The organism is Aliiglaciecola sp. SL4, from assembly GCF_041538045.1.
Classification (GTDB): Bacteria; Pseudomonadota; Gammaproteobacteria; order Enterobacterales; family Alteromonadaceae; genus Aliiglaciecola.
Genome location: NZ_JBGOSE010000003.1, coordinates 256870 through 279395 on the forward strand (window position 1 = coordinate 256870; position 22526 = coordinate 279395).

The window sequence follows — 22526 nt, forward strand, 5'->3', positions numbered from 1 at the left end:
AAGTTGAGTTTAATAAAGACAATGAAATATGAATACCTTGGCGGGCACTACCGAGACGAATATTTTCATTTGGGCTGTGTTGGTTATTGTCCATATTCACCATAAGTACGATAACCGTTGGAATATTCTAAGCATTGATTGTCGGTACAATTGGCACTGTGCCTCACTAGGTTCTTTATCAAGAAGCTAATCCTTCTATGTGTTTTTTAATCATACCTAATTGCACTTTGGCGCTCGTTTCAGGCACGAATCGAACGTCTAGGTTTGCAGTCGCAAATTCTGGAATAACCGTTTTAAGGTCTTCGCCTTTTCATGAAGTGCCGATTGGACGCAATCCTACTTTTTTTAACTTATTTAACTAAATATAGGTTGATTGCAAACTTTCTGTTTTTTTAAGACGAACTTTAGGCCAATATACTTGCTGTAATTCGATTTGCCATAGTTCGGTGTTTTCAATAAATTAGCAGATCTAAGTACTAATGCAGTTTGAGCTAAACGTGTTTCGGCTTTTAGCTTATTTAGTGGTTTACGGAAGTTATAAAATTGACCGTATAAAAAGAGTTATTTATCTATACTTATAAGCGGTAGAGAACTCTATTATTAGGATATTTGATCGTGGCAAAACAAAACAATTGGAACCAAGCTGTTGCTCAATCGTTATATGAGCATAGTTCCATCGCAATGATAGTTTGTGATTTAGAAGGTAAGATCGCAAACTCAAACTTTGCTGCTGGGCAACTATTCGATGTTGATAGTCCCTCATTGATAGGAAAACAGATTTGCGATCTTTTCACCTTAAATCATAGTAAATCGAACTTTGATGAGTTTTTTGAGCAAGCAGCTAATACTCGCTTACCCAGCTTTCATGCTGAGTTAAATGCCGGCGAGCCAATTGCTATATCCACTCCCACATTTGCCATCCACTATGTCACTGCAGTAATCGATCAGTTACCAAAAGACCAATTTGAAGGATGGGTAATCTCTTTTAGTCCGGCAAAAAAATTAGTATCCGCACAAACCGTTGTAAACAATTTATTAGCAAGGTACGAGGTAGCCAAACAATCTGGTATTGGCGTTTGGCAATATGACTTTTCTTCGCAGGAAGTTATCTGGGACGAACAGATGTGCCGCTTGTATGGTGTGAGTGCAGAGCATTACTCTACCGATTTGCAAGATTGGTTTTCATTTATTCATCCCGAAGATCGTGAAATGGCAATCAACGAATTTCAGCAAACAGATATCTTAAATAGCAAATACGAAGCCGAGTTTAGGATCAAAACATCTTCGGGTATTAACAAATACATCCATAGTTTTGGGCAAGTTATTCAAACAGCTGATAATAACGCCTTGAAGTTTACCGGCATCAATATTGATCTGACGGAACAATATGAAACACAGCAAAAGTTAATAGAAAGTAAAGCGCAAAACGAATTTTTAGCGACTATTGTTCAAGAAGCTGAAAATGCAATCATGATGTGCGATGCTGACATGATTATTGAATGGGTAAATCCCGCTTTTGTAAAATTAAGTGGATACTCACTGGAAGAAATTAAAGGTCAATCACCAAAGAACTTTCTTTTTGGTCCTAAGACAGACACCTCAACAGTACAGGAAATCAAACTAGCGATTGCAGAAGGTAAAAGTTTTAGCTATGAGTTAATTCATTACAATAAGCAAAAACAGACGGTATGGTTACGCGCAAATATTAAACCCATAAAGGAAAATAATACAGTTGTACGAATTATTGTTGTTGCCACAGATATTTCAATACCCAAACAACAAGAGCTAGAGTTAATAAATTACAGCAATATGCAGGAAGCTATTTTAAATAGCGCCAACCTTATTGTTATGTCCACAGACTTATCTGGCCACATCATTACTTACAATAGTTTTGCAGAGAAAACGTTGAAGTACGATCGTCAAGAAGTAGTTTGCCGGTTGAGACCAGAGTTATTTTTCACCCCAGAAGCCCTGAATGACCACGCGAAGCAACTTAGTAAAAAAATAGGTACCGCAATTCCTCCTGGTATAGAGTCTATTACCTACTCAGCTAGACAAGGCATTGCCGATGAATATGAAACTCAATTTGTAAGCAAGAATGGCAAAACAATTCCAATCCAGTTAGCAGTAACAGCAGTAATGAATGCAGAAAAAGACGTTGAAGGATTTTTGCTAATTGGACGTGATATTTCTGAATTTAAACACATTGAAGGGGAAAAAGAGCGAAGCGCGTCGTTATTAAGGGCGACTGGAAGAGTTGCTAAGTTGGGTGCTTGGGAAGTAAATATGAGCACTAACGATGTATATTGGTCTGATGAGGTTTACCGTATCCACGAACTTCCTATTGGTAGCAAAGTTGATGTCGAAAATGCAATTAACTTTTACCTACCTGAACATCGACAAAAAGTTAAAGATGCGTTAAGCGAAGCGACCATAAGTAATATTCCATTCAATTTCCAGTTGCCATTTGTCACAGCAAAAAACAATAAAATATGGGTTAAATCATTTGGGTTTAGAGAACACACCCCAAATGGGGATGTGATACTACGTGGCGCTTTCCAAGACATAACAGAGCTTAAAGAGGCTGAAGAAAAGGCTAAAGTTGCCAGTCAGGCAAAAAGTGATTTCTTAGCAAACATGAGCCATGAAATTCGAACACCGATAAACGGCATTATTGGAATGAATGATCTTTTGCTAAACACGCCTTTGTCGGAACAACAGCTTAAATATGCAGAGCTTGCTCAAAACAGCGGACACATTTTACTGACCTTAATTAATGATATTTTAGATTTTTCAAAGATTGAAGCAGGCAAATTAGAAATTGAAGTTATAGAGTTTGATTTACATGAGATGCTAAATAAATTTGTTGAAAGCTTCTCCATTCGAGCTCAAGAAAAACAGTTAGAACTTATATTTTCTATGCACCCGAATGTACCAAGATGGATTCAAGGTGATCCTGGAAGAATAAGACAAATACTGACCAATCTTACAAGTAACGCTATCAAATTTACCCAAAAAGGCGAAATCGTCATTAAAGTAAACTTGCTTAACGAGAACAAGCTAATATTTTGTGTCATTGATTCTGGAATTGGAATTTCAAAAGAGAAGCAACAGCAGTTGTTCCATAAGTTTAGCCAAGTAGATGCATCTACCACCCGTAAATTTGGGGGGACAGGTTTAGGCTTATCCATCGCCAAAGAACTTGTTGAATTATTATCTGGAGAAATAGGCGTTAACAGCGAATGGCAAAAAGGTTCCGAGTTTTGGTTTACCCTTAAATTTGAGCCCGCTGAAAATGATCACAGCAACCAAAATTATGACATATCTAGTACTCATTTAGCTAACTTGAATGTATTAGTGGTAGACGATAATCAAACCAATAGAGAAGTTTTATCATCTATTTTAGTTTCTGAAAATATAACGGTGATGCAAGCAAAGAATTCTCCTGAAGCGTTAAAGTTGCTGCGTAAACACTGTGAAATGAAAAACAATATAGATATTGCGATTATCGATGCTGATATGCCAGGCATAAATGGTATGGAATTAGGAAAAGCAATCAAGAGTGACGAAAGATTCGCATATTTAAATATGATTTTGATGACATCTGTTGCAAGGCGGGGAGATGCTCAGAAATTTAAAAGTATCGGTTTCGATGCGTTTTTCCATAAACCCATTAAAAATGACGATTTATTCTCGGCAATAAGCCAAATAGCTAATCACAAAAGTGAAAAAGAACAAAGATCACATCAAGAGTATGAGCTTATAACACGCCACAATGCGAGACATAATTTGATTGGAAAGCCACGTATATTGTTAGTTGAGGACAATCAAATTAACCAGGCTGTAGCCAATGAAATGCTTAATAATTTAGAGTGTATAACAGAAGTAGCAAATAATGGATTAGAGGCTATAGAACAGCTAACACAAGCAACCACAGCCTTTGATATTATTTTGATGGACTGCCAAATGCCCGTTATGGATGGTTATGAAGCCAGCAGAATAATTCGCGCTCATAAAGGGGGCAAGTTTGATCCAAATATTCTAATTATTGCATTAACGGCAAATGCGATGAAGGGGGATAAAGAGCGATGTTTAGATGCTGGAATGGATGGCTACCTTAGTAAACCCATAGTCATTGAAGACTTAAAACAAGGTTTGCTTCAGTGGCAAAATAAACTACATTAAATCTTTGGGTTTAACACGCTACAAATAAAAAAGGTGTGTCTAATAAATTAGACACACCTTAGAAATTTTGAGAATCCCTCTCAGCTATCCTTCGCTATTAAACCATCCCGGTCAACATCCATATACACCCCTTTCCTTCCAATCTCGCTCATCCTTAAGTGAGGCACTCTCCCTGAGTGAGTCCCTTTCCATAAATCCTTAAATTACTGTACATCCTTACTTACAGTATTTCTCTTCCTTAAGATTGTCCCTATTCTTCCCTAACTATCCCTGTGTTTGTTGTCCTTTTCTTAATGTTCACCTTGAACATTTACTTTCATCCATTGAAAGTGTCCCTTTGGCTATCCTTAAGTCTTCCTGACCCATCGTATTTCCCTGTGACGAGTTATAAGATAAAGGAATTAAAAGTTTGTACCAGTGCCCCGAGCACGCTTTTTTTGCTAGCCATTATACTAAAGTCTAAATTTTTAAAATTAATTCAATATATTCATATAGTTAAATAATTAGTAAGCCTTACTCTAGGGGTTTATTCCGCTTAAGACTTACAGCCATGTACGAAATATCGTACAAATAAAATATCTTTTATCTTACCATTCAATTTAGGCTAATTAGTTTAAGGAGGAGGAATTTAAAATCTTGTCAATTTCAATTGTTACATGCTTAATAAAACAACAATATCGACATTGCAAATCTTAAGATAGAGGAGGGTTAAGAGAAGAAAAGTACCAGTTGCTGAGACTTTCTTCTCTTAAGAAATGAAGCGATATTCATGCTGAACGAGGTTTAAACATAATTTGGCCATTGATACGAGACACTTTGAGTTCTTCTAAGTATTGATATTTCCCGTCATCAAAAAACGACAAACATTTAGGTAGCGTTACATAAACACCCACACCTTCACTTTTCTCTTCTTCAAGAACAATACTATCAATAGCGCTCATTAGAAAATGTCCAAGACCCCGATGTTGATGATCAGGATGCACACCTATGAACGACAACATGTGATATTTTTCATGGGGAATACGCTCCCTCACACGCTGTTCTTTTTCAATCATTTGCTTTGTACCAATATAGCCCGCTGTAAGCAACATCTTCAAACGCCAATGCCAAAACCGATCAGGATTAAAAGCACTATCAGGTTTGATTAAACAAGCCACCGCCAATAATCGATCACTTTCAAACACGCCTATCATCGGCTGCTTAGCAGTCCAAAATGCATTCAACTCTTCTCGAATTGCTCCTCGTAAACGAGATTCATAACCTTCTTTATCAGAATCGAAGATGTCTAAAAATAGCGGATCATCATGATAAGCTTGGTACAAAATTGAAGCCGCGATCTTTAGATCTTCAGCAGCAAGGTAGACAGCTTTGATGGTATCCACTGGGTTTATGTCTTGTGCGGTATTTGACATAGTTCGACTCTCTTCAATTAGGAAACTTCACTTTACATAATTATTAACCATTTGTTAACAATTCATTAAACTCAATTGCAAACAATTTAGACTATTTTGTGCTGAATAGGTTGATTTATAGCCTATTCCCCCCAAGACTTAAAGAAACAACGGTAAAAGTATCCACGGCATAAAAGATAGCAACAAGGTGAAAAGCAACAACTCTAAGTTTCGAACCAATTAGCAAGGAACTGAATTGACGACCCGTTGAAAATAGAATTTCATATAGGAGACAGTACATGTTAACTGAAAATCTAGAATTGAAAGACTTGTTTTTACAACTAGGCTTAGCAAATGATGACGAGTCTATTGAGCGCTTTATTGCGGAACATAAAGGTTTAGATAAATCGATAAAACTTGAAGAAGCCACTTTTTGGACCCAGGCTCAGTCGACCTTTATTAGGCAGTCCTTTTTTGAAGATGCGGAATGGACAGAGTTAATCGATCAGCTAGACAATCGTTTACGATAAGCTAACTGGCTAGTTACAGCCCAACGATGCTGGGCTGTAGTTTGCAAACTTAAATGTTTTGGTAAGCGGAGTCGCCCCATCCGATTAGATTACCATTTTTGAATACCAATGGAGTACATTCATCTTTAGTGGTAACACCGTCACCTTCTCGACGCTGTGTGCGATAAAACAAAACGTTTATCTCGTCGTTATTTTGTTGGTATAACTCACTAAAATCTGGTGTACCGAGACGGCTTCTAATATCTGCAATCGCTGTATTTGACTCTAATCTTGCAATTGCCTTTCTATTCTTGCGCTCTTTTTGTTCCCAATCTGATTGATAAGAATAATCCCCTTCACCACCAACCGATATAACACAGCCAGATAAAGTAAGAGGTAAGATCAATGCTGCAGCAACAAGTGTTTTTTTCATTTTAAGTTCCTTGGAGTTTCAATTTTATTGTTTACATGCAGTCCACTATACAAAATTGAAGCCAAAAATTAACCCATTGATATATAACAAGATATATTAATGCATGTGATTCTCAATACAGTTAAAATAGCCACATTGGCTAATAATTAGTGTTTTTCATCATGTCAAATCAGCACCAGTACATTGCTTCACTGTGTAAAAATTTAAAATCTAAAGGAAAAGCGCCAAGTGTGGCGTTAATCAAAAAAGCATCTAACCGACCACTACCATTGCGGGAAGTTATTGATGTTTTAAGGCGCTGGCAAGACGAGCCAGAGCAATTTGCGGATCTAATTGAAGACGATGTTCCCATGCAGAAACCAACTGATTTAGCACAGCATGTAAATCAGTTAGAAAAACGCATCGCATTATTGGAACAGCAGGTGTTGAGCCTAACCCAAGCTTTGAAACAATAATCCCAAGCCTGTAGGCGGTGGCTTTAGCCCCGCAATGTGAATTGGATGTCCCCTACGCCATGGCCTAAAGGCCATACTACAGGTCCCGCGATGAGAATGGGGTGTTCATCTACCCCATGGCCTAAAGGCCATGCTACTGGCCCCGCGATGAGAATGGGATGTTCATCTATGCCATGGCCTAAAGGCCATGCTACAGGCCTCACAATATGAATGGGATGTTCCCCCACTCCATGGCCTAAAGGCCATGCTACAGGCCCCGCGATATGGATGGAATGTTCCCCTACTCCATGGCCTAAAGGCCATGCTACAGGCCCCGCAAAGTGAATGGGGTGTTCATTTATCCCATGGCCTGAAGGCCATGCTACAGGCGTGGGGTGAGCTGTTGGATAAATTCGATTAATGAATTCGCTAGGGTTTCTTGCGGCTCCAATCCTATCTGTTCCAACATGACTCGCCCTGTCTCATTATGCACACTCACAATAAAATCGTCTTCGTCGGTGATGGCAAAAAACAACGTGTCTTCTTGCCCTAAACGTCTTTTCATCAACACGTGGGCCACTAAATTTTGTTGTAATCGTTCAAAATCATCATCGTTCCAAGGCATCAATAATTGCAGATTCCCCCTTGGAGTTTGAGCATTTAGATTATCACTCCAAAAGCAGGTATAGTAATCCTTAAGTTGTTCATCCATTTTAATTTCAAGGGCTTTTTCAAAGTGTGCGAAGTGCCTGTCACTTGCTTGTTTAATCGGTAACCATGGGACCCACTCATCTTGCTCTCCTTTTTGCTGATAGCATTTTGATGGCCAGTTTTCATCGAACTGAATAACCAATGGATGTTGATTACGTTGATGACAATCGACATATTCAGAAACAAAATTTTGTAGTGCCGAATCAATGCTCACAGACTACACTTCCTTATATTTAAATTAAGATGACTTGAAACAAACGAAGTGAATACCAATTATCTGCGGTAATATGCGAATCGAATCTGATAGTGGCGTAATTGCGTAATAACAATCATCAAAAAGGTATTTACACTGCTCAAGTATTGTATAACGAGAAGACTAAATGACAAATAAAACCGATGAGATAAGTAATGCATCTCCGGCACTAGAAAAACTAACACTGGGTAAAACAGTTGAATATGTGCAAACCTATTCCCCAGAACTGTTGCAGGCAGTGCCCCGCAGTTTAAGTCGAGATACCATCGGATTAACTGGAAGCTTGCCATTTACTGGCGAAGATATCTGGAATGCATATGAGCTATCCTGGCTCAACATGCGAGGAAAACCGCAAGTTGCAATAATGCAATGTATTGTTCCGTTTGACTCGCCGCATTTAATTGAATCAAAAAGCTTTAAATTATATTTAAACAGCTTTAATCAATCTAAAATCGAATCCATACAAACATTAACAAACACCCTTACCTCAGATTTATCAAATTGCGCTGGAAAGTCAGTACAAGTAAAAATAATTTTGCCAAAGGATTTTGCTAGTCAAAAAATTGAAGATATGCCTGGTGAAAATATTGATGATCAAGACATAGAGTTTACTGATTACCAATTAGACGCCTCAGCATTAAAAATCACATCGAAGCAAGTGAGTGAAACACTTTGCAGTAACCTACTTAAATCCAATTGTCTGATCACTAACCAACCCGATTGGGGAAGTATTATGATCCGCTACTCAGGTGCTCAAATTGACCAAGAATCACTGCTGCGCTATCTAATTTCATTTCGCCTCCACAATGAATTCCATGAACAATGTGTAGAGCGAATTTTTCACGATATAAAGCATTACTGCAAACCATCAGAGTTAACCGTTTATGCACGCTACACTCGCCGCGGAGGACTTGATATCAATCCCTTCAGAAGTGATTTTGAATCTGCATACAACATTGCAAGACAGGCTCGTCAGTAAGTTCGGAAATAGGACAATCTATGCTATCAATTCAATTAAATCCAGTTGGCCCTTTAAGTCAATTGTCGCAGTACGAAGTAGATCGACTTAAACAATCAGTCAATAGTGATCTCTATAAATTATTCAGAAACTGTTGTTTAGCAGTATTAAATTCTGGCGTGGAAGAAGATGATTTCGAACAGCTTTTTACCCCCTATGAAGACTTCGAAGTTAATCTGATAAGACGTGAGCGTGGCGTTAAAATCGAACTAGTTAATCCGCCTGCTGTAGCATTCGTTGACGGGCAATTAATCAAAGGTGTGCACGAACACTTATTTGCCGTACTCAGAGATATTTTACATATGGGAGTAAAATACCGGCTCAATGAAGCCCATGTTACACAATCGAAAGATTTAACCGACATAGTGTTTGATATGTTACGTCACGCTGAAGTTATTAAAGTAGGTAGCGATCCGAATATGGTAGTTTGCTGGGGCGGTCACTCAATTGGCGAAGTAGAATATAAATACACCAAAGAAGTGGGTTACCAACTCGGCTTGAGAGAAATGAACATTTGTACCGGCTGTGGTCCAGGAGCGATGAAAGGCCCAATGAAAGGGGCTGCAATTGGACACGCAAAACAGCGCTACAAAACCGGCCGCTATTTAGGAATGACTGAACCATCAATTATTGCCGCCGAGCCGCCAAACGCTATTGTCAATGAACTGGTTATCATGCCAGATATTGAGAAACGGTTAGAAGCTTTTGTCCGTATTGCCCATGCAATTGTTATTTTTCCAGGAGGCGTAGGTACCGCTGAAGAGTTGTTATATTTGTTGGGTGTCATGTTAAATGAAGAAAACCGCGAACAAATCGTGCCGATTATTTTAACTGGGCCAGCTCAAACTAAAGACTACTTTGAATCTATTGATAAATTTGTGGGGGAAACCTTAGGTCCAGAAGCACAGTCGTTATATGAAATAGTAGTGGATGATGCGGTTAAAGTTGCGCAAAAAATAAAAAACCAGCAACTTGACGTGCGCACTCATCGACGCAACACCGGCGACTCCTATTTATTTAATTGGCTACTAAAAATTGAACCAGAATTTCAAAAACCCTTTGAGCCTACCCATCAAAGCATGCAAGAACTGAATTTGCATTTTTCGCAGCCTAAAGCCGAACTTGCAGCTGCGTTACGTAAAGCTTTTTCGGGAATAGTGGCTGGAAATGTGAAATCCGAAGGCATCACGCAAATACGAAAACATGGCCCTTTTAAAATCAATGGCGATCCTAAATTGATGAATATGCTCGACACTTTACTGCAATCATTTGTAAAACAACAACGAATGAAGCTTCCTGGTAGCGACTATAGCCCTTGTTATCAGGTAATAACCTAAGGCAGGATATAGGCTTTTCACGTTTAGTAGCCTTTATTCATCAGTGTGATTTGATTACCATAGGGATAATTAATCTTGAGAAATAATTATGAATAGTAAAGTAATACAACGTATCGGAATTGGCGTATTTATCTACGTATCTCTGGTTGTAGTACTGATATTGTTTAACCCAGACGACACCTCCAGTATGGGATGGGAAGATCGTCAGGAATATAATAAAGTTCAGTTAACTAAAATCAAAGTTGGTGATCTTCGTTCAAGTATTGTTGAACTATTGGGACCTCCAGATATTAGTGAAGCCAAACAAGTGGGTGACGCACAGTTACAAGTGATGTTTTACCGGACTACCTGGAATCAATCAGATGGTATAACCACCCAAGATGAGTGCACCCCACTGCTATTTCAAAATGATAAATTAATTGCCTGGGGTGATGGCACTTATCAAAGTTACTTAAAGCGCTAGTGACTCACTCCTGCTCCCCAGAGTTTATTGAAACATGCCAACCCAAGGTGTAATAAAAGCCTTTGGGCAGGTTTCCAGCGTACTTGATGAAGTGCGGCAAAACCCCGTTGGACCAGAACAGATCAAACGGATTGTTAAAGTTTCAGAACACTTTCTAGCGGCTTTTAAGCTCGCTCCTGATATCTTTGTTGCCCAACCTTTATTATATAAATCCAGAAGTAGTTTCTTACATAATTTCGTCTTCAATGGCATGGTCTACTGCGCACTTCTTTGCAACCGAGGGCGGGTTAATGACTTATGCTGCCAACAGTTATTAAGTTGTTTACTCTCACTATATTGCGAACGTCAGGAAGATCTAGAAAGCTTTTTTCAGCAAAACAAACGCCCCTCTAACCATCGTAAAAGTGTACGCCTACTACAAATTCTAGATAAAGCTAATCTGCAAACATGGATGGATGGCTATCAAATTTACAAATGGCTTTTTTCCAAGTTTGAAAATAACCGTTCTTGGCCTTTAACGTTAACCAAAAACCAGCAAATTATTTTATTAGCACACCAACTTGCATCACGGATCACCCCGAGTAAATTTAAAAAGCCCATGCATTTTTCCACGGCGTTACAAAAACTCGTGCAAAGCTCACCGGAACGTTATTTAACAGGGTTAGATGGCTTGTTAGAATACCCTGCTCTGCTTTGTCCTGGTTCATTAATTAAACTAAACAATCAAGATCCTGCAATAGTGCTAAGTGTTGCCGAAGACAAAGTACTAGTGGTTATGATTAAAGCCGATGACAGTGATTCCCCGCAATTTAAACGGGTATATAAGGACAATATTCAACACGTTTCAGCGACTCAAAAAGTATCAGGTTTTAGCCAGATTCAACGATGGTGGAATATAAATTGGCAATTGGAAAAGGCTGACTGTTCGGATCCAATAGGCAACAACTTTCCGTTAGACAAGCCACCCACATTGCTACTAGAGGTACAAAAGCATTTAAATAGTGATTCCATCGATATCGACAAATTGGCATTGCAAATCAATTCAGAACCGGCTTTTGCGGAATACTTAAAACAAACCGCGACAATATCAAATAGGAACAAGCTTCCCATTCAGCAAGTTAAACACGGAATCATGATGCACGGTTATGTGAAAGCAAACTCAATGCTTATTCAACAAGCCCTGTTATTGCGATTAAACCAAAGTTACTTCCCATTGCAACAGAACTTCACTCAGTTCATTCGTTTAGCCAGTCAAATTGCCGCTAATCTTACCAGCCAAAATGAACACCTAACGCCTGAAGAAGCGTCCACTTTATTGTGTTTTGCTTGTAGCGGATTATTTACCCAACCCGCCCTTAAAACTCGTACAAAATGGAACCTTAGTTTAGAACGACAGCAAGATATTTGCTGTCTATTCGATTTTCGACAGCCAGAAACATTACGCAGTCACAGTTTAAAATTGTGCCAAGCATGGCAACAACCCTCATTGTATACAGAAGCAATTGTGGCAAATGGCAAAAATTCAGATGAACTGCCTAAAAACCCGATTCTTAAAACCATGATCATGACACTCGGTTTGAGCCTTTTGCTAGCCAGAAAAATTTATTTTTGTGAACAGGTTTTAAATGAAGAGTCTCGCTATTTTTATACCCAAAGTTTAACGTTTTTTAAATTTAATGAACAAAACGTTAGTGAATTGTTAGCCAACTCTCTACATCACAGTCACAGCTATTGTGCATTACCTTAAAACCCAAGAATTCAGCAGCTATCACGTGGAAATCGTCGTAATACATGGAAAATTAGCTCCAAAAGTGGTATAAAACTGCCCCTTAAACTCAGTCTATACGCCGGCTAAATACACAGCCCCAAAAGTGTAAAATAGGAATACATAATGACACAACAACGCATTACCGTTATCAAAGGTGATGGTATCGGACCTGATATCGTCGATTCGGCCTTACAAATTTTAGAAAAAGTTGGCTGCGACTTTGAGTATGATTTTGCCGATGCAGGTTTGATGGCTTTAGAAAATCACGGCGAACTATTACCCCAAGAGACTTTAGATCTTATTGAAAAAAACAAAGTTGCGTTAAAAGGCCCACTTACCACACCAGTAGGTGAAGGCTTTACTTCCATTAACGTTAGCTTGCGTAAAAAGTTTCAAATGTACGCAAACGTCCGTCCTGTACTATCTTTTAAAGGGACTAAAGCTCGTTACGAAGACATTGATATCATTACCGTTCGAGAAAATACCGAAGGCATGTACTCAGGTTTAGGACAAGTTGTATCTGAGGACGGCAGTGAAGCGGAAGCAAAAAGTATCATTACTCGCGAAGGTGCTGAACGCATTATAACTTTCGCATATGAACTAGCGCGTCGCGAAGGACGTAAAAAAGTTACGGCAGTGCATAAAGCAAACATCTTAAAGTCTACTTCAGGTTTGTTTTTGAAAGTAGCCAGAGAAATAGCCGACAAATATCCTGACATCGAGTCAACCGAGATGATTGTTGATAATGCATGTATGCAATTAGTTATGAACCCCCATCAATTTGATGTAATGGTAACAACAAACTTATTTGGTGATATTCTTTCAGACCTTTGTGCTGGTCTAGTAGGCGGTTTAGGTATGGCACCAGGAGCTAACATAGGTTCAGACTGCGCTATTTTTGAAGCTGTTCATGGCTCTGCACCTGATATCGCTGGTAAAAACCTAGCCAACCCAACTTCCGTTATTTTAGCCTCAGTTCAAATGCTTGAATACCTACAGATGGGTGATAAAGCGGATAAAATCCGTAGTGCGCTTAAAGACGTTATCGAATCTGGTGACCGTACAACACGTGATTTAGGTGGTGAACACGGTACAACTGACTTCACCCAAGCAGTATTAGATAGACTTTAAACTACAGGTTTAGATCCTCTCTACACCAAGCCATTACATTTAATTATGTAATGGCTTTTTTCATTTTGAACTGTCGAAATATTTTGGGCTGAGAACTGCTGTAGCGGTAATAACTCAATCAGATTGACTGAAGTGAGCTCTGGGGATGTTCAAGCTTTATCACTTGCTTCTGTAGAAGCGGCCAGTGTACCTGAACCAGCAGGCATTTTATTGCTAGGTATGGGGTTATTAGCACTTCGTCGTAAAAAATAATCTAGAATAAAGCTACACTGAATTTTCTACTAAACGGTAGAGTCTAACTAAGGTCCTTTTAAGGGCCTTTTTTATTGCTCTGAAAAGTGATTATTTAAATACTTCCTCGACACTTATTATCTCACCGACAGTATTGACCTCCCAAAAACTAGACTTTACATATAAACCAAGCCGGACTAATTTTAAATCGTGCAAATGAAGCACTAACGAATTAAAAATGAATACGGAGATTCCATATGAAAAAGTTCTTACCCACTTTAATTGTGGCTTGTGCAGTTTTTACTGCCAGCAGCCCACTTTCTATACATGCAAAAAGCTTAAACCAGAAAATTGAAACCGCAAAAACTCAATTGCAGGCTGAAGCGACCCCCATCAATATCAATACGGCTACCGCTAATGATTTAGAAGCCTTACCCGGCATTGGAGCAAAAAAAGCCCAAGATATTGTGGCGTACCGAAAAGCCAATGGTAGCTTTAAACGTGTGGAAGACATTACCAACGTGAAGGGAATTGGTGACCGAATGTTAGCAAAATTGAAAACATCGGTTTCTGTTAAATAAAAAAATGGCGCCAATTGGCGCCATTTTTATACTGCTTTAAGGCTAACGTTATTTAATGGTTTCTTTTAAGAAATCAAGAAACTCGTCTTTAATTTCTTCGTGACGTAAACCGTATTCAATATTGGCTTTCATATAACCAAGCTTGCTTCCACAATCATGGCTTTTACCAGTCATATAGTAAGCATCAACCTGTTCTTTTTCCATCATTGTGTCTATGGCATCGGTTAATTGAATTTCATCACCCGCACCCGGCTGAGTTTTTTCCAACTCATCCCAAATACTTTCAGATAAAACGTAACGCCCTACTACGGCCAAGTTAGATGGTGCTTCTTCCACTGGCGGCTTTTCTACCATTTTATGGATCTTCGCCGACTCACCTTCGCCTAACTCTTTACCTTCTAAGTCAACCACACCGTATTTGTGAACTAAATCTTCAGGTACGGCTTCAACCATAATTTGGCTAACCTGACTGGTATTAAAGGTTGCTACCATGTCAGCCAAGTTATCTTTCTTAGGGTTACATGCAGCATCGTCAATGATAACGTCTGGCAGAACCACTGCAAAAGGGTTATCACCGATCATAGGACGGGCACACAAGATAGCGTGACCCAAACCTTTTGCCACACCTTGACGCACATGCATAATGGTTACATCTTTAGGGCAGATAGCTTGAACCGCTTCTAACAACTGACGCTTAACCCGTTTTTCTAGGGTAGCTTCTAATTCAAAGCTGGTATCAAAGTGATTTTCTATACTGTTCTTACTCGCGTGAGTAACCAGTATAATTTCTTTCAAACCAGCGGCTACACATTCCGCTACCACATACTGAATCAGTGGTTTATCGACTACTGGCAGCATTTCCTTTGGAATCGCTTTTGTTGCGGGTAACATTCTTGTCCCCAGTCCTGCAACTGGAATGACTGCTTTTTTAACCTGACTCATATTAACTTTCCTTTATTGATAATCCACGACCTATGGCGTAGTAATGCAATCCGTATTCCTGCATTAACGAAGGTTCAAATAAATTTCGTCCATCAAATAACAATGGCTCAGATAGCGACTGTTTTATTAACTCAAAATCAGGTGCTCTAAATGCCTGCCACTCAGTGCAGATGACTAAGAAATCAGCGCCTTTAAGGGCTGCTTCTTTGGTGCCAGTTAAACTCAAATCATCACGTACACCGTATATGCGCTGAGTCTCCTCCATGGCTTCAGGGTCGTAGGCTTGTACCTTAGCGCCTGCTTCCCACAAATGTTCCATTAACACGCGACTAGATGCCTCACGCATATCATCAGTATTAGGTTTAAACGATAAACCCCAAACAGCCGCAGTCTTGCCCTTCAGATCATTATTAAAATGCCCAGAGATATATTCAAACAGTTTTTCTTTCTGTTTGTAGTTCACGGCCTCTACAGATTCTAAGATCTTGGCGGTATACCCTGCCTCAGTTGCACTACGAGCGAGCGCCTGCACATCTTTGGGGAAACAAGATCCACCATAACCACAACCAGGATAAATAAACTGATAGCCAATTCGCGGATCTGAACCGATACCGAGTCTTACGTTTTCGATGTCAGCACCAAACACTTCAGCTAAATTAGCCATTTCATTCATAAAACTAATTTTAGTAGCCAACATGCAATTGGCTGCATATTTAGTTAATTCAGCACTGCGAATATCCATGACAATAATTTTGTCATGGTTGCGATTAAATGGTGCATAAAGCTCTCTTAGCTTCTTTTCTGCACCAACACTGTCAGTACCGATAATAATACGGTCAGGTCGCATGCAATCATTAACGGCTGCGCCCTCTTTTAAAAACTCAGGATTTGAAACCACATCGAAGGGTACTGATTTACCCAGAGACTCTTGTACTTCTGTAATTTTTGCTTTCACTTTATCCGCGGTGCCCACAGGAACCGTCGATTTGTTGATCACAATTTTATGCTGCTCCATAGCTTCAGATATGGTTTTAGCAACGGCAAGTACGTATTTAAGATCAGCAGAACCATCTTCATCTGGCGGTGTGCCTACGGCAATGAAAATTACTTCACCATGCTCAATCCCAGCCTTGGCATCAGTGGTAAATGTAACCCTACCGGCATCAAAATTAGATTTAACTAAAGGCGTTAAGCCCGGTTCGTAAATAGGAATAATACCTTTCTCAAGGTTGTCGACTTTGCTTTGGTCAACATCGACACAGACAACTTGATGACCTACTTCTGCCAATACAGCAGCTTGTACTAACCCCACATAACCAATACCAAACACGGTTACTTTCATTATTTTTAGTTCCTTTAATCAATTAGCTGTATCTTTGTCAGCAATTATCGTGCAAAAATTTTAAACTACATATGTTGCGATTCGTATTACAAACGGCAGTTAGTGTATAACTTCAAAAATAAAAAATATAGTTTGAAACTGAAGTGCACAGAGATTTGCTTTGAAGGTATTACCAGTTGTCGGAAAATGCACCATCTTTTTTACGGATTCCATCCCACAGGCCACATAACATAAACTTCAGACGCTCCAGTTTACGGTCTTGTAATAGACTATTGGCAAAAAACCGAATGGGTAAAACACACAAATTACGGGTTTTCCAGTATCGAGGTACATAACCTCTGCGCGACAACAACAATATATTACGGAACTGGTAATACAGTCTGACTGGACTCCCTACTTTATAGGTAATGCCTGCAAATTTACTGCGAGAGTCCCCTAAGCGGTGAATCATTTCAACTTTATCAGCAATGGCCACCATTAAATTTTGTTGTTTCGCTCGCCAACACCATTCGTGATCTACCCCGTCAATAAATAAGGCTTCATCTTTATAACCAATGGCATCCAACTGTGACAAATCGATCATCATTCCAGAGGATATAATTTGCGTAACACAAACTAATTCGTCATACACCAAAACTTCACGCTGCACTCTAGGTTTCACCGATTTTTCAGAAAAAGAGCAAATGATACGTGGCCCAATGGCTACAACAGGTCGTTTCTCCACCTTAGAAGCCACCAGCAGAGAAGATAGCCTAAATGCAAGTTCATCATCAATGGTACTGTCTTGATCGAGCAGCATGCCATATTCGCAGCCGGAAGAGCGTAAATCACGCAGCCCAACATTATGGGCAGCGGCAATGCCGATATTATTCGGAAAGTGATGGTAATGCATATTGGATTTATCGAACAGCAACTCAGTAGCAACCGGAGAATTATCGACAATGGAAACCACATCCACTTGCTTTAGGACGGTTTCAAGAAGATCTTGGGTGATCCCCATATCTGGCTTATATAAAATGACTGTCGCGCCTATCACTCGTGTCTAACCCGCTTATTCAAAAGGTAACGGTCTATTTTATACGCTAACTTCACAATTTTGGAAGGCATAAGCCGTAAAAAGAGCACCGCGCAAGCGTAAACAATATTGCCAATACTATAACGTTTTAATACTTTCATGGCATAAAAACGAGCTTTAAACTCATTAATTGACTTACTCAACCCCCGACGTTTGTAAAAATCGTTCACCCGTCTAAATTCCAGCAGAGGCTCAGGCAAGTTGGCAAATTTGAAACCGGCAGCACAAAGCTCTATCCACAAAAAATAATCTTGGGTGTTTTGTAGCAGGTCGTTGTATCGATGACCAGCTTTAAACACCTCCATTCTAACCACTACAGTAGGGTGATTGATTGCACAACGTTTCGGTAAAATTCGAAAAATATCACCGTGTTTTTTAGGCAGCTTTCGCTTACCCACTTTTTTCCCATTCTCGTTTATTTCAACCAAAGAAGTGCCCAATACTTGCGTTTTTTGATGCGTCTTCAGAAATTTGATTTGTTTTTCAAAACGATCCGAAAGGGAAATGTCATCAGCATCCATTCTGAAAAAGAACTCTGCAGATGGCATATTATTTAATGTCCAATCGATGACGTAGTTCATACAACTACTTAAACCAACATTCACCGAAGAATCAATTAACAGGATATTATTCCGCGTAGTGCTTAGTTGTTTGAGATAACTAAAAACATCTTTTTTAACTTCACCGTCTAACACGATTACCAGCAGAAACCCTTGGTAACTTTGACAAAGAACACTCTCAATCGATTGTTCAACCCAATTTAAGTGATCATCAATGTAAACACCCATGCCCACTACAGACTCAAAAGTTTGATGCTTCTCAAGCGATTGTAAAATTGTAAAAGAATGAGACTGATGGTTTGGTGACTTCAGAAACTTGCTCCAGCATTTCGATTTAAGTAGTTAGCGCCGCGAAGAGAGATAGGCGGCGAAGTATACCAGACTATTTGGTTAATTCACCGTTTAAACCATTGGAAATATTTCTACCATGGTTAAATTCAAATACTTCATGAAAATCCGATGACTATTCACACAAAAATTAAAGAAAGCCATCAACGATGTTGTATTCGTTTTCTAATAATTTTTGGTACTGCTCTCTATTTGCGGGCAATCCATGTCCTGACGCTCTAACATTTTTTTCAAGAAGTGGAATTTCAGTCCCCATGACTTGTGATAAGCGTTGTAAATCTTCAGCATAACAATGAGTCCGGCCAACAAAATGAAAATCGCTTATGGGTACTTTTGAAAAATGATTCTGATAGGGCCTATTTAATATTTGTAAACGGGGGTGCGTTAAAAAAAACTCAAAAACGTCTAATTTATTTTTTTCTATATTTTCACCAAATTCATTGTAAATGATTTGATATTCTTCTTTGTTTTTTTGCACTGCCAATAAATGCCCAAGAAGAGACCAAGCTCGCTCCACAGGATCCCTTACCCAAACAATTCGCTTCGCATTTGGGTATAGTTTAAGTTGCTCAGGGTGCGCATGAAAATGACCGTGTAAAATCTTAGTTCCGTAAGGTAAAAGTATTTTTCCACCATTGCCCACATGTTTTACTTCTTCTGGAGAATATAACTGTTTAATAGCACGGGTGCCGAAAGCTTCTGCATAACCTAGTTTTAACGACGTACCTGCCGTTTTAGGGATATGATGAGACAACCATAAAACAGTATCACTACCATCTGATTGAACTCGTAACATATTCAAAATATTTGATAATAAATTCATTAATACATTTCAATTAGTTTCAAGGACTAGAAAAAATTGATTTATTCAATTTTCCATCCCGACATTACAGACAAAACGCCCGTAATTATTGTTTATAAATAGTCTGAATGGTATTCGTTAATCATTAAGTTCACACTTAGATTTTTTCGTTTCCATTGCAGCAACAACATCAGGAAGCGTCACACGCGTAAAAATTTTCGATAGAATTGGAAAAACTTCAGGGGGGGAATCCAATATAACACGTGAAACCTGTTCCCTTTTTCCCATCACAAACTCCCTTCCTAACATAATCTCTTCATGTAACTTATAATTTGCAAAAAAGTTTTCTAAAAACCACTGATAATCAATCAATACTTCACTTTCAAAGGAAATAGACACTTTTGAAGTACGAGGTATATATCCACTTCTGTTCGTTTTGAATACATCGGCATAAGGTCTATTTTGGATCGGTCGACCTCTTAGTAACAATGCTACATATTCCTCTTGGCTTCTAAACATTCGATGTAAAATAAAAATCTCCTTTAAAGGAGACTTCACTTCTTCTCGGCTTATTTTTGCGAAATTATTTTTATCCACATGATATATGCTGCCATCCGCCAATTGGTGCTTAATTTTATAGCCTAAAATGCTATGGGGATTAACATCCTCAACTAAAACATTAGTGCTAACCAGTGATTTTACATGATTTCCTTTGATACCTACTATTTTCTTGTCTATTGATGGTAAAAAAGGGTGATTTTCATTGGTCCGATTGAGCCATTCAAAACAGACCACATCTGTAGTCTTTTGTTTCAAGAAGTCATGAATGGTGGTTTTGAGATCTTTGGGAGTCCAAAATTCATCAATATCTAAAAACATGACATGGGAGTACCCCTGCTTTTTACTGCGATTTAATTCATGCTTGTAAACCTGAGTCTGCGGTACATTTATATCCGGTTGAAAATACTCATCCCCATCACAAAACTCAATATGCTTTACTGAGCTTAATTTCCGAACGATATTACTGGTATTGTCAGTGGTGTTATTTACATAAACTGAAATATGATCAAATCCGAAGTATTGATGATGAGCTAACCATTCAGGTAAATAGCAAGCTTCATTTTTTGCAATTGCAACTAGCTTTACACGATAAGGCTTTCTCTTCCTAATGGACTTGTTAATTAAAATCCATAACCAAAGTAAATATTTAGAGGCTTTGCGGTAAGAGAGATAAACACTGAACCTAAATCTGAATAATTTTTTTAAATTCAATTTATCAACACTCTTTTATCGAGAAGTTTTCTCTTCTCAATGTTAAATTGGGGCTGTAGGCGGGATCATGTTCAATGATGCTTGCCCAGCTTTTTTGTAAATAATTTAGTTCTTTTTCAAATCTATCACGTTTTTCAACCGTGTCGTCGAAACCTCTGGATACTGACTCATAATGAAATAAAACAGCTTCTGCACAATAGAGATTTCGCCTTCCTAAACTCAATACTTTAAGACAAAAATCAACGTCATTAAAAGCCACTTCCAAATTAATTTCATCCAAACCATTTACAGCTAAATAATCACTCTTTTTAACCAACAGGCACGCTGCAGTCACAGCACTAAAACAATTTGTAGCGGCTAGTCGATTTAAATACCCACTATGCTCTCGGGGAAAATACTTGTGAGCATGCCCTGCACCTCCGCCGTAGCCCATAACGACACCTGCATGTTGAATTCTGCCATCTGGATAAAGTAGTTTAGCGCCCACACAGCCGATTTCTTTTCGATTGACTTGATTTACCATATAGGACAGCCACTCAGGCTCTATCACTTCTATATCATTGTTAATTAACCCTATAATTTCCCCCGAAGCATGAGTGACCGCGAAATTATTTATTGCAGAGTAATTAAACTTTTGATCATATTTAAGCACTTTTATTTGTGGATGTTTATTTAACTCATTGAAGTAATCAAGACTTTCTTGTTCGTCTGATTGATTATCAACCAATAATATTTCAAAGTTTCGATAAGTGGTCTTCGTCAATATAGACTCAACACATACTTTAACAAGTTGACGTGAATTTCTAGTCGGAATAATTAAACTCACTAAGGGGCTTGTTTCTGTATGCCAAAGCAATTTTAAAATAGGGTATTGAGCATGCTTAGTGACCTTTGCATATTTAGCGACTTTATTAATGGTTGTTGACCCCAGAGGGAAGCTATTTTTATCAGCGGCAGCTTGTGAATGAACGACTACGTAAGGTAGGTGCCCTACTATCATATCTAACTCATCTAGATAAATACTAGCTAGGAAGTCAGCAATACTAGTCTGACTAACCTCTAAACGCGCTTGTTTAGCAAATACTCTGTTCGAGCGGAACCAAAGCCCAGTATTGATATAGCCCGTACTTAACAATAAATCGGGATTCCAGTCGCTATGTAGTTTGGGTGAGTGCCTTTTTCCTGAAGAAGTGATGCTGTCACTGTCAAAATAGCCAATTGAAGAGCTAGAATTTAAAAACGCTGAAACTGCTCCTTCAATTAAAGGGTGCAAAGCGTCACCGGCGTTTATTGCTAAGAAGTTATTAATTTCTCTTTCGGCATCACAAGAAAAATCAAGTGAACTTTCCGACACAACTTCAAGATTAGCAGTCAAGTTATTAAGGTTATAATTGACGTTTTCTTCATCTTTTACCAAAAGAAAAACAGTTTCTATTGTGTTTATATCCGCCAAGTATTCCAAGGTAAAATTAAGTAAACTTGAATTTCCGTTAACTACCACTACAACATTAAAAGGAGTACCTAATGTCATATCTTTCAATGAAATATTTTGCTTAGATATAAGCCCTTCATATAGCTTAGCGGTCTTTTTCTTTGATGGAATACCGTATGATAAGCCGCTTTTTTGGAGGTTGCGACTATACAAAGAAGTTAACCATGGCCAGCGCTTAACCTTATTTCGAATTGATTCAGGAATGCATCCAACCATGGACTTCACTCCTATCATTATATATTTTTTAA

General features: G+C 38.7%; 21 protein-coding genes and 1 pseudogene. 10 read left to right on the plus strand and 12 right to left on the minus strand.

The features are described 5' to 3' along the window. Nucleotides 1-178: 178 nt before the first annotated feature. A pseudogene (locus AB6T38_RS06555) lies at nucleotides 179-295 on the minus strand (hypothetical protein); the annotation flags it as partial. Between the two features lie 320 nt (nucleotides 296-615). Here AB6T38_RS06555 and AB6T38_RS06560 point away from each other — a divergent pair. Next, nucleotides 616-4185: a response regulator gene (locus tag AB6T38_RS06560; protein WP_372546534.1), complete on the plus strand. Its 3570-nt coding sequence runs from the start codon at nucleotides 616-618 to the stop codon at nucleotides 4183-4185. 767 nt (nucleotides 4186-4952) lie between these two features. Here AB6T38_RS06560 and AB6T38_RS06565 read toward each other — a convergent pair. Beyond that, entirely contained in the window at nucleotides 4953-5597 is a 645-nt protein-coding gene (locus AB6T38_RS06565) for a GNAT family N-acetyltransferase (RefSeq protein ID WP_372546535.1), read from the minus strand. Nucleotides 5598-5875: 278 nt separating this feature from the next. Here AB6T38_RS06565 and AB6T38_RS06570 point away from each other — a divergent pair, with 278 nt between their 5' ends. Then, nucleotides 5876-6106: a DUF2789 family protein gene (locus tag AB6T38_RS06570; RefSeq protein ID WP_348489343.1), complete on the plus strand. Its 231-nt coding sequence runs from the start codon at nucleotides 5876-5878 to the stop codon at nucleotides 6104-6106. A gap of 49 nt (nucleotides 6107-6155) precedes the next feature. On the opposite strand, the gene AB6T38_RS06575 is transcribed toward AB6T38_RS06570, so the two are convergent. After that, a complete protein-coding gene (locus tag AB6T38_RS06575; protein WP_372546536.1) occupies nucleotides 6156-6518 on the minus strand; it encodes a DUF3192 domain-containing protein in 363 nt (120 codons plus the stop codon). A gap of 161 nt (nucleotides 6519-6679) precedes the next feature. Here AB6T38_RS06575 and AB6T38_RS06580 point away from each other — a divergent pair, with 161 nt between their 5' ends. Continuing rightward, nucleotides 6680-6973 (plus strand): hypothetical protein, encoded by a 294-nt coding sequence (locus tag AB6T38_RS06580; protein ID WP_372546537.1) that lies wholly within the window; start codon nucleotides 6680-6682, stop codon nucleotides 6971-6973. Between the two features lie 23 nt (nucleotides 6974-6996). Here AB6T38_RS06580 and AB6T38_RS06585 read toward each other — a convergent pair whose 3' ends face one another. Then, entirely contained in the window at nucleotides 6997-7200 is a 204-nt protein-coding gene (locus AB6T38_RS06585; RefSeq protein WP_372546538.1) for a hypothetical protein, read from the minus strand. Nucleotides 7201-7334: 134 nt separating this feature from the next. Further along, nucleotides 7335-7877 (minus strand): SecY-interacting protein, encoded by a 543-nt coding sequence (syd, locus tag AB6T38_RS06590; RefSeq protein ID WP_372546539.1) that lies wholly within the window; start codon nucleotides 7875-7877, stop codon nucleotides 7335-7337. Between the two features lie 166 nt (nucleotides 7878-8043). On the opposite strand from syd, the gene queF reads away from it, so the two are divergent. The 7 genes from queF to AB6T38_RS06625 all read left to right on the plus strand — a co-directional run bounded on the left by queF (nucleotide 8044) and on the right by AB6T38_RS06625 (nucleotide 14445). Then, nucleotides 8044-8895 (plus strand): NADPH-dependent 7-cyano-7-deazaguanine reductase QueF, encoded by an 852-nt coding sequence (queF, locus tag AB6T38_RS06595; protein WP_372546540.1) that lies wholly within the window; start codon nucleotides 8044-8046, stop codon nucleotides 8893-8895. Nucleotides 8896-8915: 20 nt separating this feature from the next. Then, nucleotides 8916-10271: a nucleotide 5'-monophosphate nucleosidase PpnN gene (gene ppnN, locus AB6T38_RS06600; RefSeq protein ID WP_372546541.1), complete on the plus strand. Its 1356-nt coding sequence runs from the start codon at nucleotides 8916-8918 to the stop codon at nucleotides 10269-10271. Between the two features lie 88 nt (nucleotides 10272-10359). Beyond that, nucleotides 10360-10734 carry a DUF3192 domain-containing protein gene (locus AB6T38_RS06605; protein ID WP_372546542.1) on the plus strand — a complete coding sequence of 125 codons (375 nt, stop codon included), beginning with the start codon at nucleotides 10360-10362 and terminating at the stop codon, nucleotides 10732-10734. Nucleotides 10735-10768: 34 nt separating this feature from the next. Then, nucleotides 10769-12481: a hypothetical protein gene (locus AB6T38_RS06610; protein WP_372546543.1), complete on the plus strand. Its 1713-nt coding sequence runs from the start codon at nucleotides 10769-10771 to the stop codon at nucleotides 12479-12481. Nucleotides 12482-12625: 144 nt separating this feature from the next. Then, nucleotides 12626-13633 carry an isocitrate dehydrogenase gene (locus AB6T38_RS06615; protein ID WP_348489335.1) on the plus strand — a complete coding sequence of 336 codons (1008 nt, stop codon included), beginning with the start codon at nucleotides 12626-12628 and terminating at the stop codon, nucleotides 13631-13633. A gap of 132 nt (nucleotides 13634-13765) precedes the next feature. Next, a complete protein-coding gene (locus tag AB6T38_RS06620; RefSeq protein ID WP_348489334.1) occupies nucleotides 13766-13885 on the plus strand; it encodes a PEP-CTERM sorting domain-containing protein in 120 nt (39 codons plus the stop codon). 236 nt (nucleotides 13886-14121) lie between these two features. After that, nucleotides 14122-14445 carry a ComEA family DNA-binding protein gene (locus AB6T38_RS06625; protein ID WP_372546544.1) on the plus strand — a complete coding sequence of 108 codons (324 nt, stop codon included), beginning with the start codon at nucleotides 14122-14124 and terminating at the stop codon, nucleotides 14443-14445. Nucleotides 14446-14493: 48 nt separating this feature from the next. Here AB6T38_RS06625 and galU read toward each other — a convergent pair whose 3' ends face one another. The 7 genes from galU to AB6T38_RS06660 form a co-directional block, all read right to left on the minus strand. Then, nucleotides 14494-15387 (minus strand): UTP--glucose-1-phosphate uridylyltransferase GalU, encoded by an 894-nt coding sequence (gene galU, locus AB6T38_RS06630; protein WP_348489332.1) that lies wholly within the window; start codon nucleotides 15385-15387, stop codon nucleotides 14494-14496. Nucleotide 15388: 1 nt separating this feature from the next. Beyond that, nucleotides 15389-16729 carry a UDP-glucose/GDP-mannose dehydrogenase family protein gene (locus AB6T38_RS06635; protein WP_372546545.1) on the minus strand — a complete coding sequence of 447 codons (1341 nt, stop codon included), beginning with the start codon at nucleotides 16727-16729 and terminating at the stop codon, nucleotides 15389-15391. Between the two features lie 169 nt (nucleotides 16730-16898). Then, nucleotides 16899-17765 carry a glycosyltransferase family 2 protein gene (locus tag AB6T38_RS06640; protein WP_372546546.1) on the minus strand — a complete coding sequence of 289 codons (867 nt, stop codon included), beginning with the start codon at nucleotides 17763-17765 and terminating at the stop codon, nucleotides 16899-16901. After that, on the minus strand, nucleotides 17762-18592 hold the full coding sequence (locus tag AB6T38_RS06645) for a glycosyltransferase (protein ID WP_372546547.1): 831 nt from the start codon (nucleotides 18590-18592) through the stop codon (nucleotides 17762-17764). Before AB6T38_RS06645 ends, AB6T38_RS06640 begins: the two co-directional genes overlap by 4 nt. 250 nt (nucleotides 18593-18842) lie before the next feature. After that, complete coding sequence (locus tag AB6T38_RS06650; protein ID WP_372546548.1) at nucleotides 18843-19535, minus strand: hypothetical protein; 693 nt, start codon at nucleotides 19533-19535, stop codon at nucleotides 18843-18845. A gap of 117 nt (nucleotides 19536-19652) precedes the next feature. Further along, the gene (locus AB6T38_RS06655; protein ID WP_372546549.1) at nucleotides 19653-20786 is read right to left on the minus strand and encodes a glycosyltransferase family 2 protein; all 1134 of its coding nucleotides are present in this window, start codon (nucleotides 20784-20786) and stop codon (nucleotides 19653-19655) included. A gap of 4 nt (nucleotides 20787-20790) precedes the next feature. Continuing rightward, entirely contained in the window at nucleotides 20791-22494 is a 1704-nt protein-coding gene (locus AB6T38_RS06660) for a glycosyltransferase (RefSeq protein ID WP_372546550.1), read from the minus strand. Nucleotides 22495-22526 lie beyond the last annotated feature (32 nt).

Coding starts and splice junctions, on each gene's coding strand:
- AB6T38_RS06610 (WP_372546543.1), top strand. CDS start 10,769: ATGCCAACCCAAGGTGTAATAAAAGCCTTTGGGCAGGTTTCCAGCGTA.
- AB6T38_RS06570 (WP_348489343.1), top strand. CDS start 5,876: ATGTTAACTGAAAATCTAGAATTGAAAGACTTGTTTTTACAACTAGGC.
- AB6T38_RS06625 (WP_372546544.1), top strand. CDS start 14,122: ATGAAAAAGTTCTTACCCACTTTAATTGTGGCTTGTGCAGTTTTTACT.
- AB6T38_RS06580 (WP_372546537.1), top strand. CDS start 6,680: ATGTCAAATCAGCACCAGTACATTGCTTCACTGTGTAAAAATTTAAAA.
- AB6T38_RS06645 (WP_372546547.1), bottom strand. CDS start 18,592: ATGGGTGTTTACATTGATGATCACTTAAATTGGGTTGAACAATCGATT.
- queF (WP_372546540.1), top strand. CDS start 8,044: ATGACAAATAAAACCGATGAGATAAGTAATGCATCTCCGGCACTAGAA.
- galU (WP_348489332.1), bottom strand. CDS start 15,387: ATGAGTCAGGTTAAAAAAGCAGTCATTCCAGTTGCAGGACTGGGGACA.
- AB6T38_RS06650 (WP_372546548.1), bottom strand. CDS start 19,535: ATGAATTTATTATCAAATATTTTGAATATGTTACGAGTTCAATCAGAT.
- AB6T38_RS06605 (WP_372546542.1), top strand. CDS start 10,360: ATGAATAGTAAAGTAATACAACGTATCGGAATTGGCGTATTTATCTAC.
- AB6T38_RS06635 (WP_372546545.1), bottom strand. CDS start 16,729: ATGAAAGTAACCGTGTTTGGTATTGGTTATGTGGGGTTAGTACAAGCT.
- AB6T38_RS06575 (WP_372546536.1), bottom strand. CDS start 6,518: ATGAAAAAAACACTTGTTGCTGCAGCATTGATCTTACCTCTTACTTTA.
- AB6T38_RS06615 (WP_348489335.1), top strand. CDS start 12,626: ATGACACAACAACGCATTACCGTTATCAAAGGTGATGGTATCGGACCT.
- AB6T38_RS06660 (WP_372546550.1), bottom strand. CDS start 22,494: ATGGTTGGATGCATTCCTGAATCAATTCGAAATAAGGTTAAGCGCTGG.
- AB6T38_RS06565 (WP_372546535.1), bottom strand. CDS start 5,597: ATGTCAAATACCGCACAAGACATAAACCCAGTGGATACCATCAAAGCT.
- ppnN (WP_372546541.1), top strand. CDS start 8,916: ATGCTATCAATTCAATTAAATCCAGTTGGCCCTTTAAGTCAATTGTCG.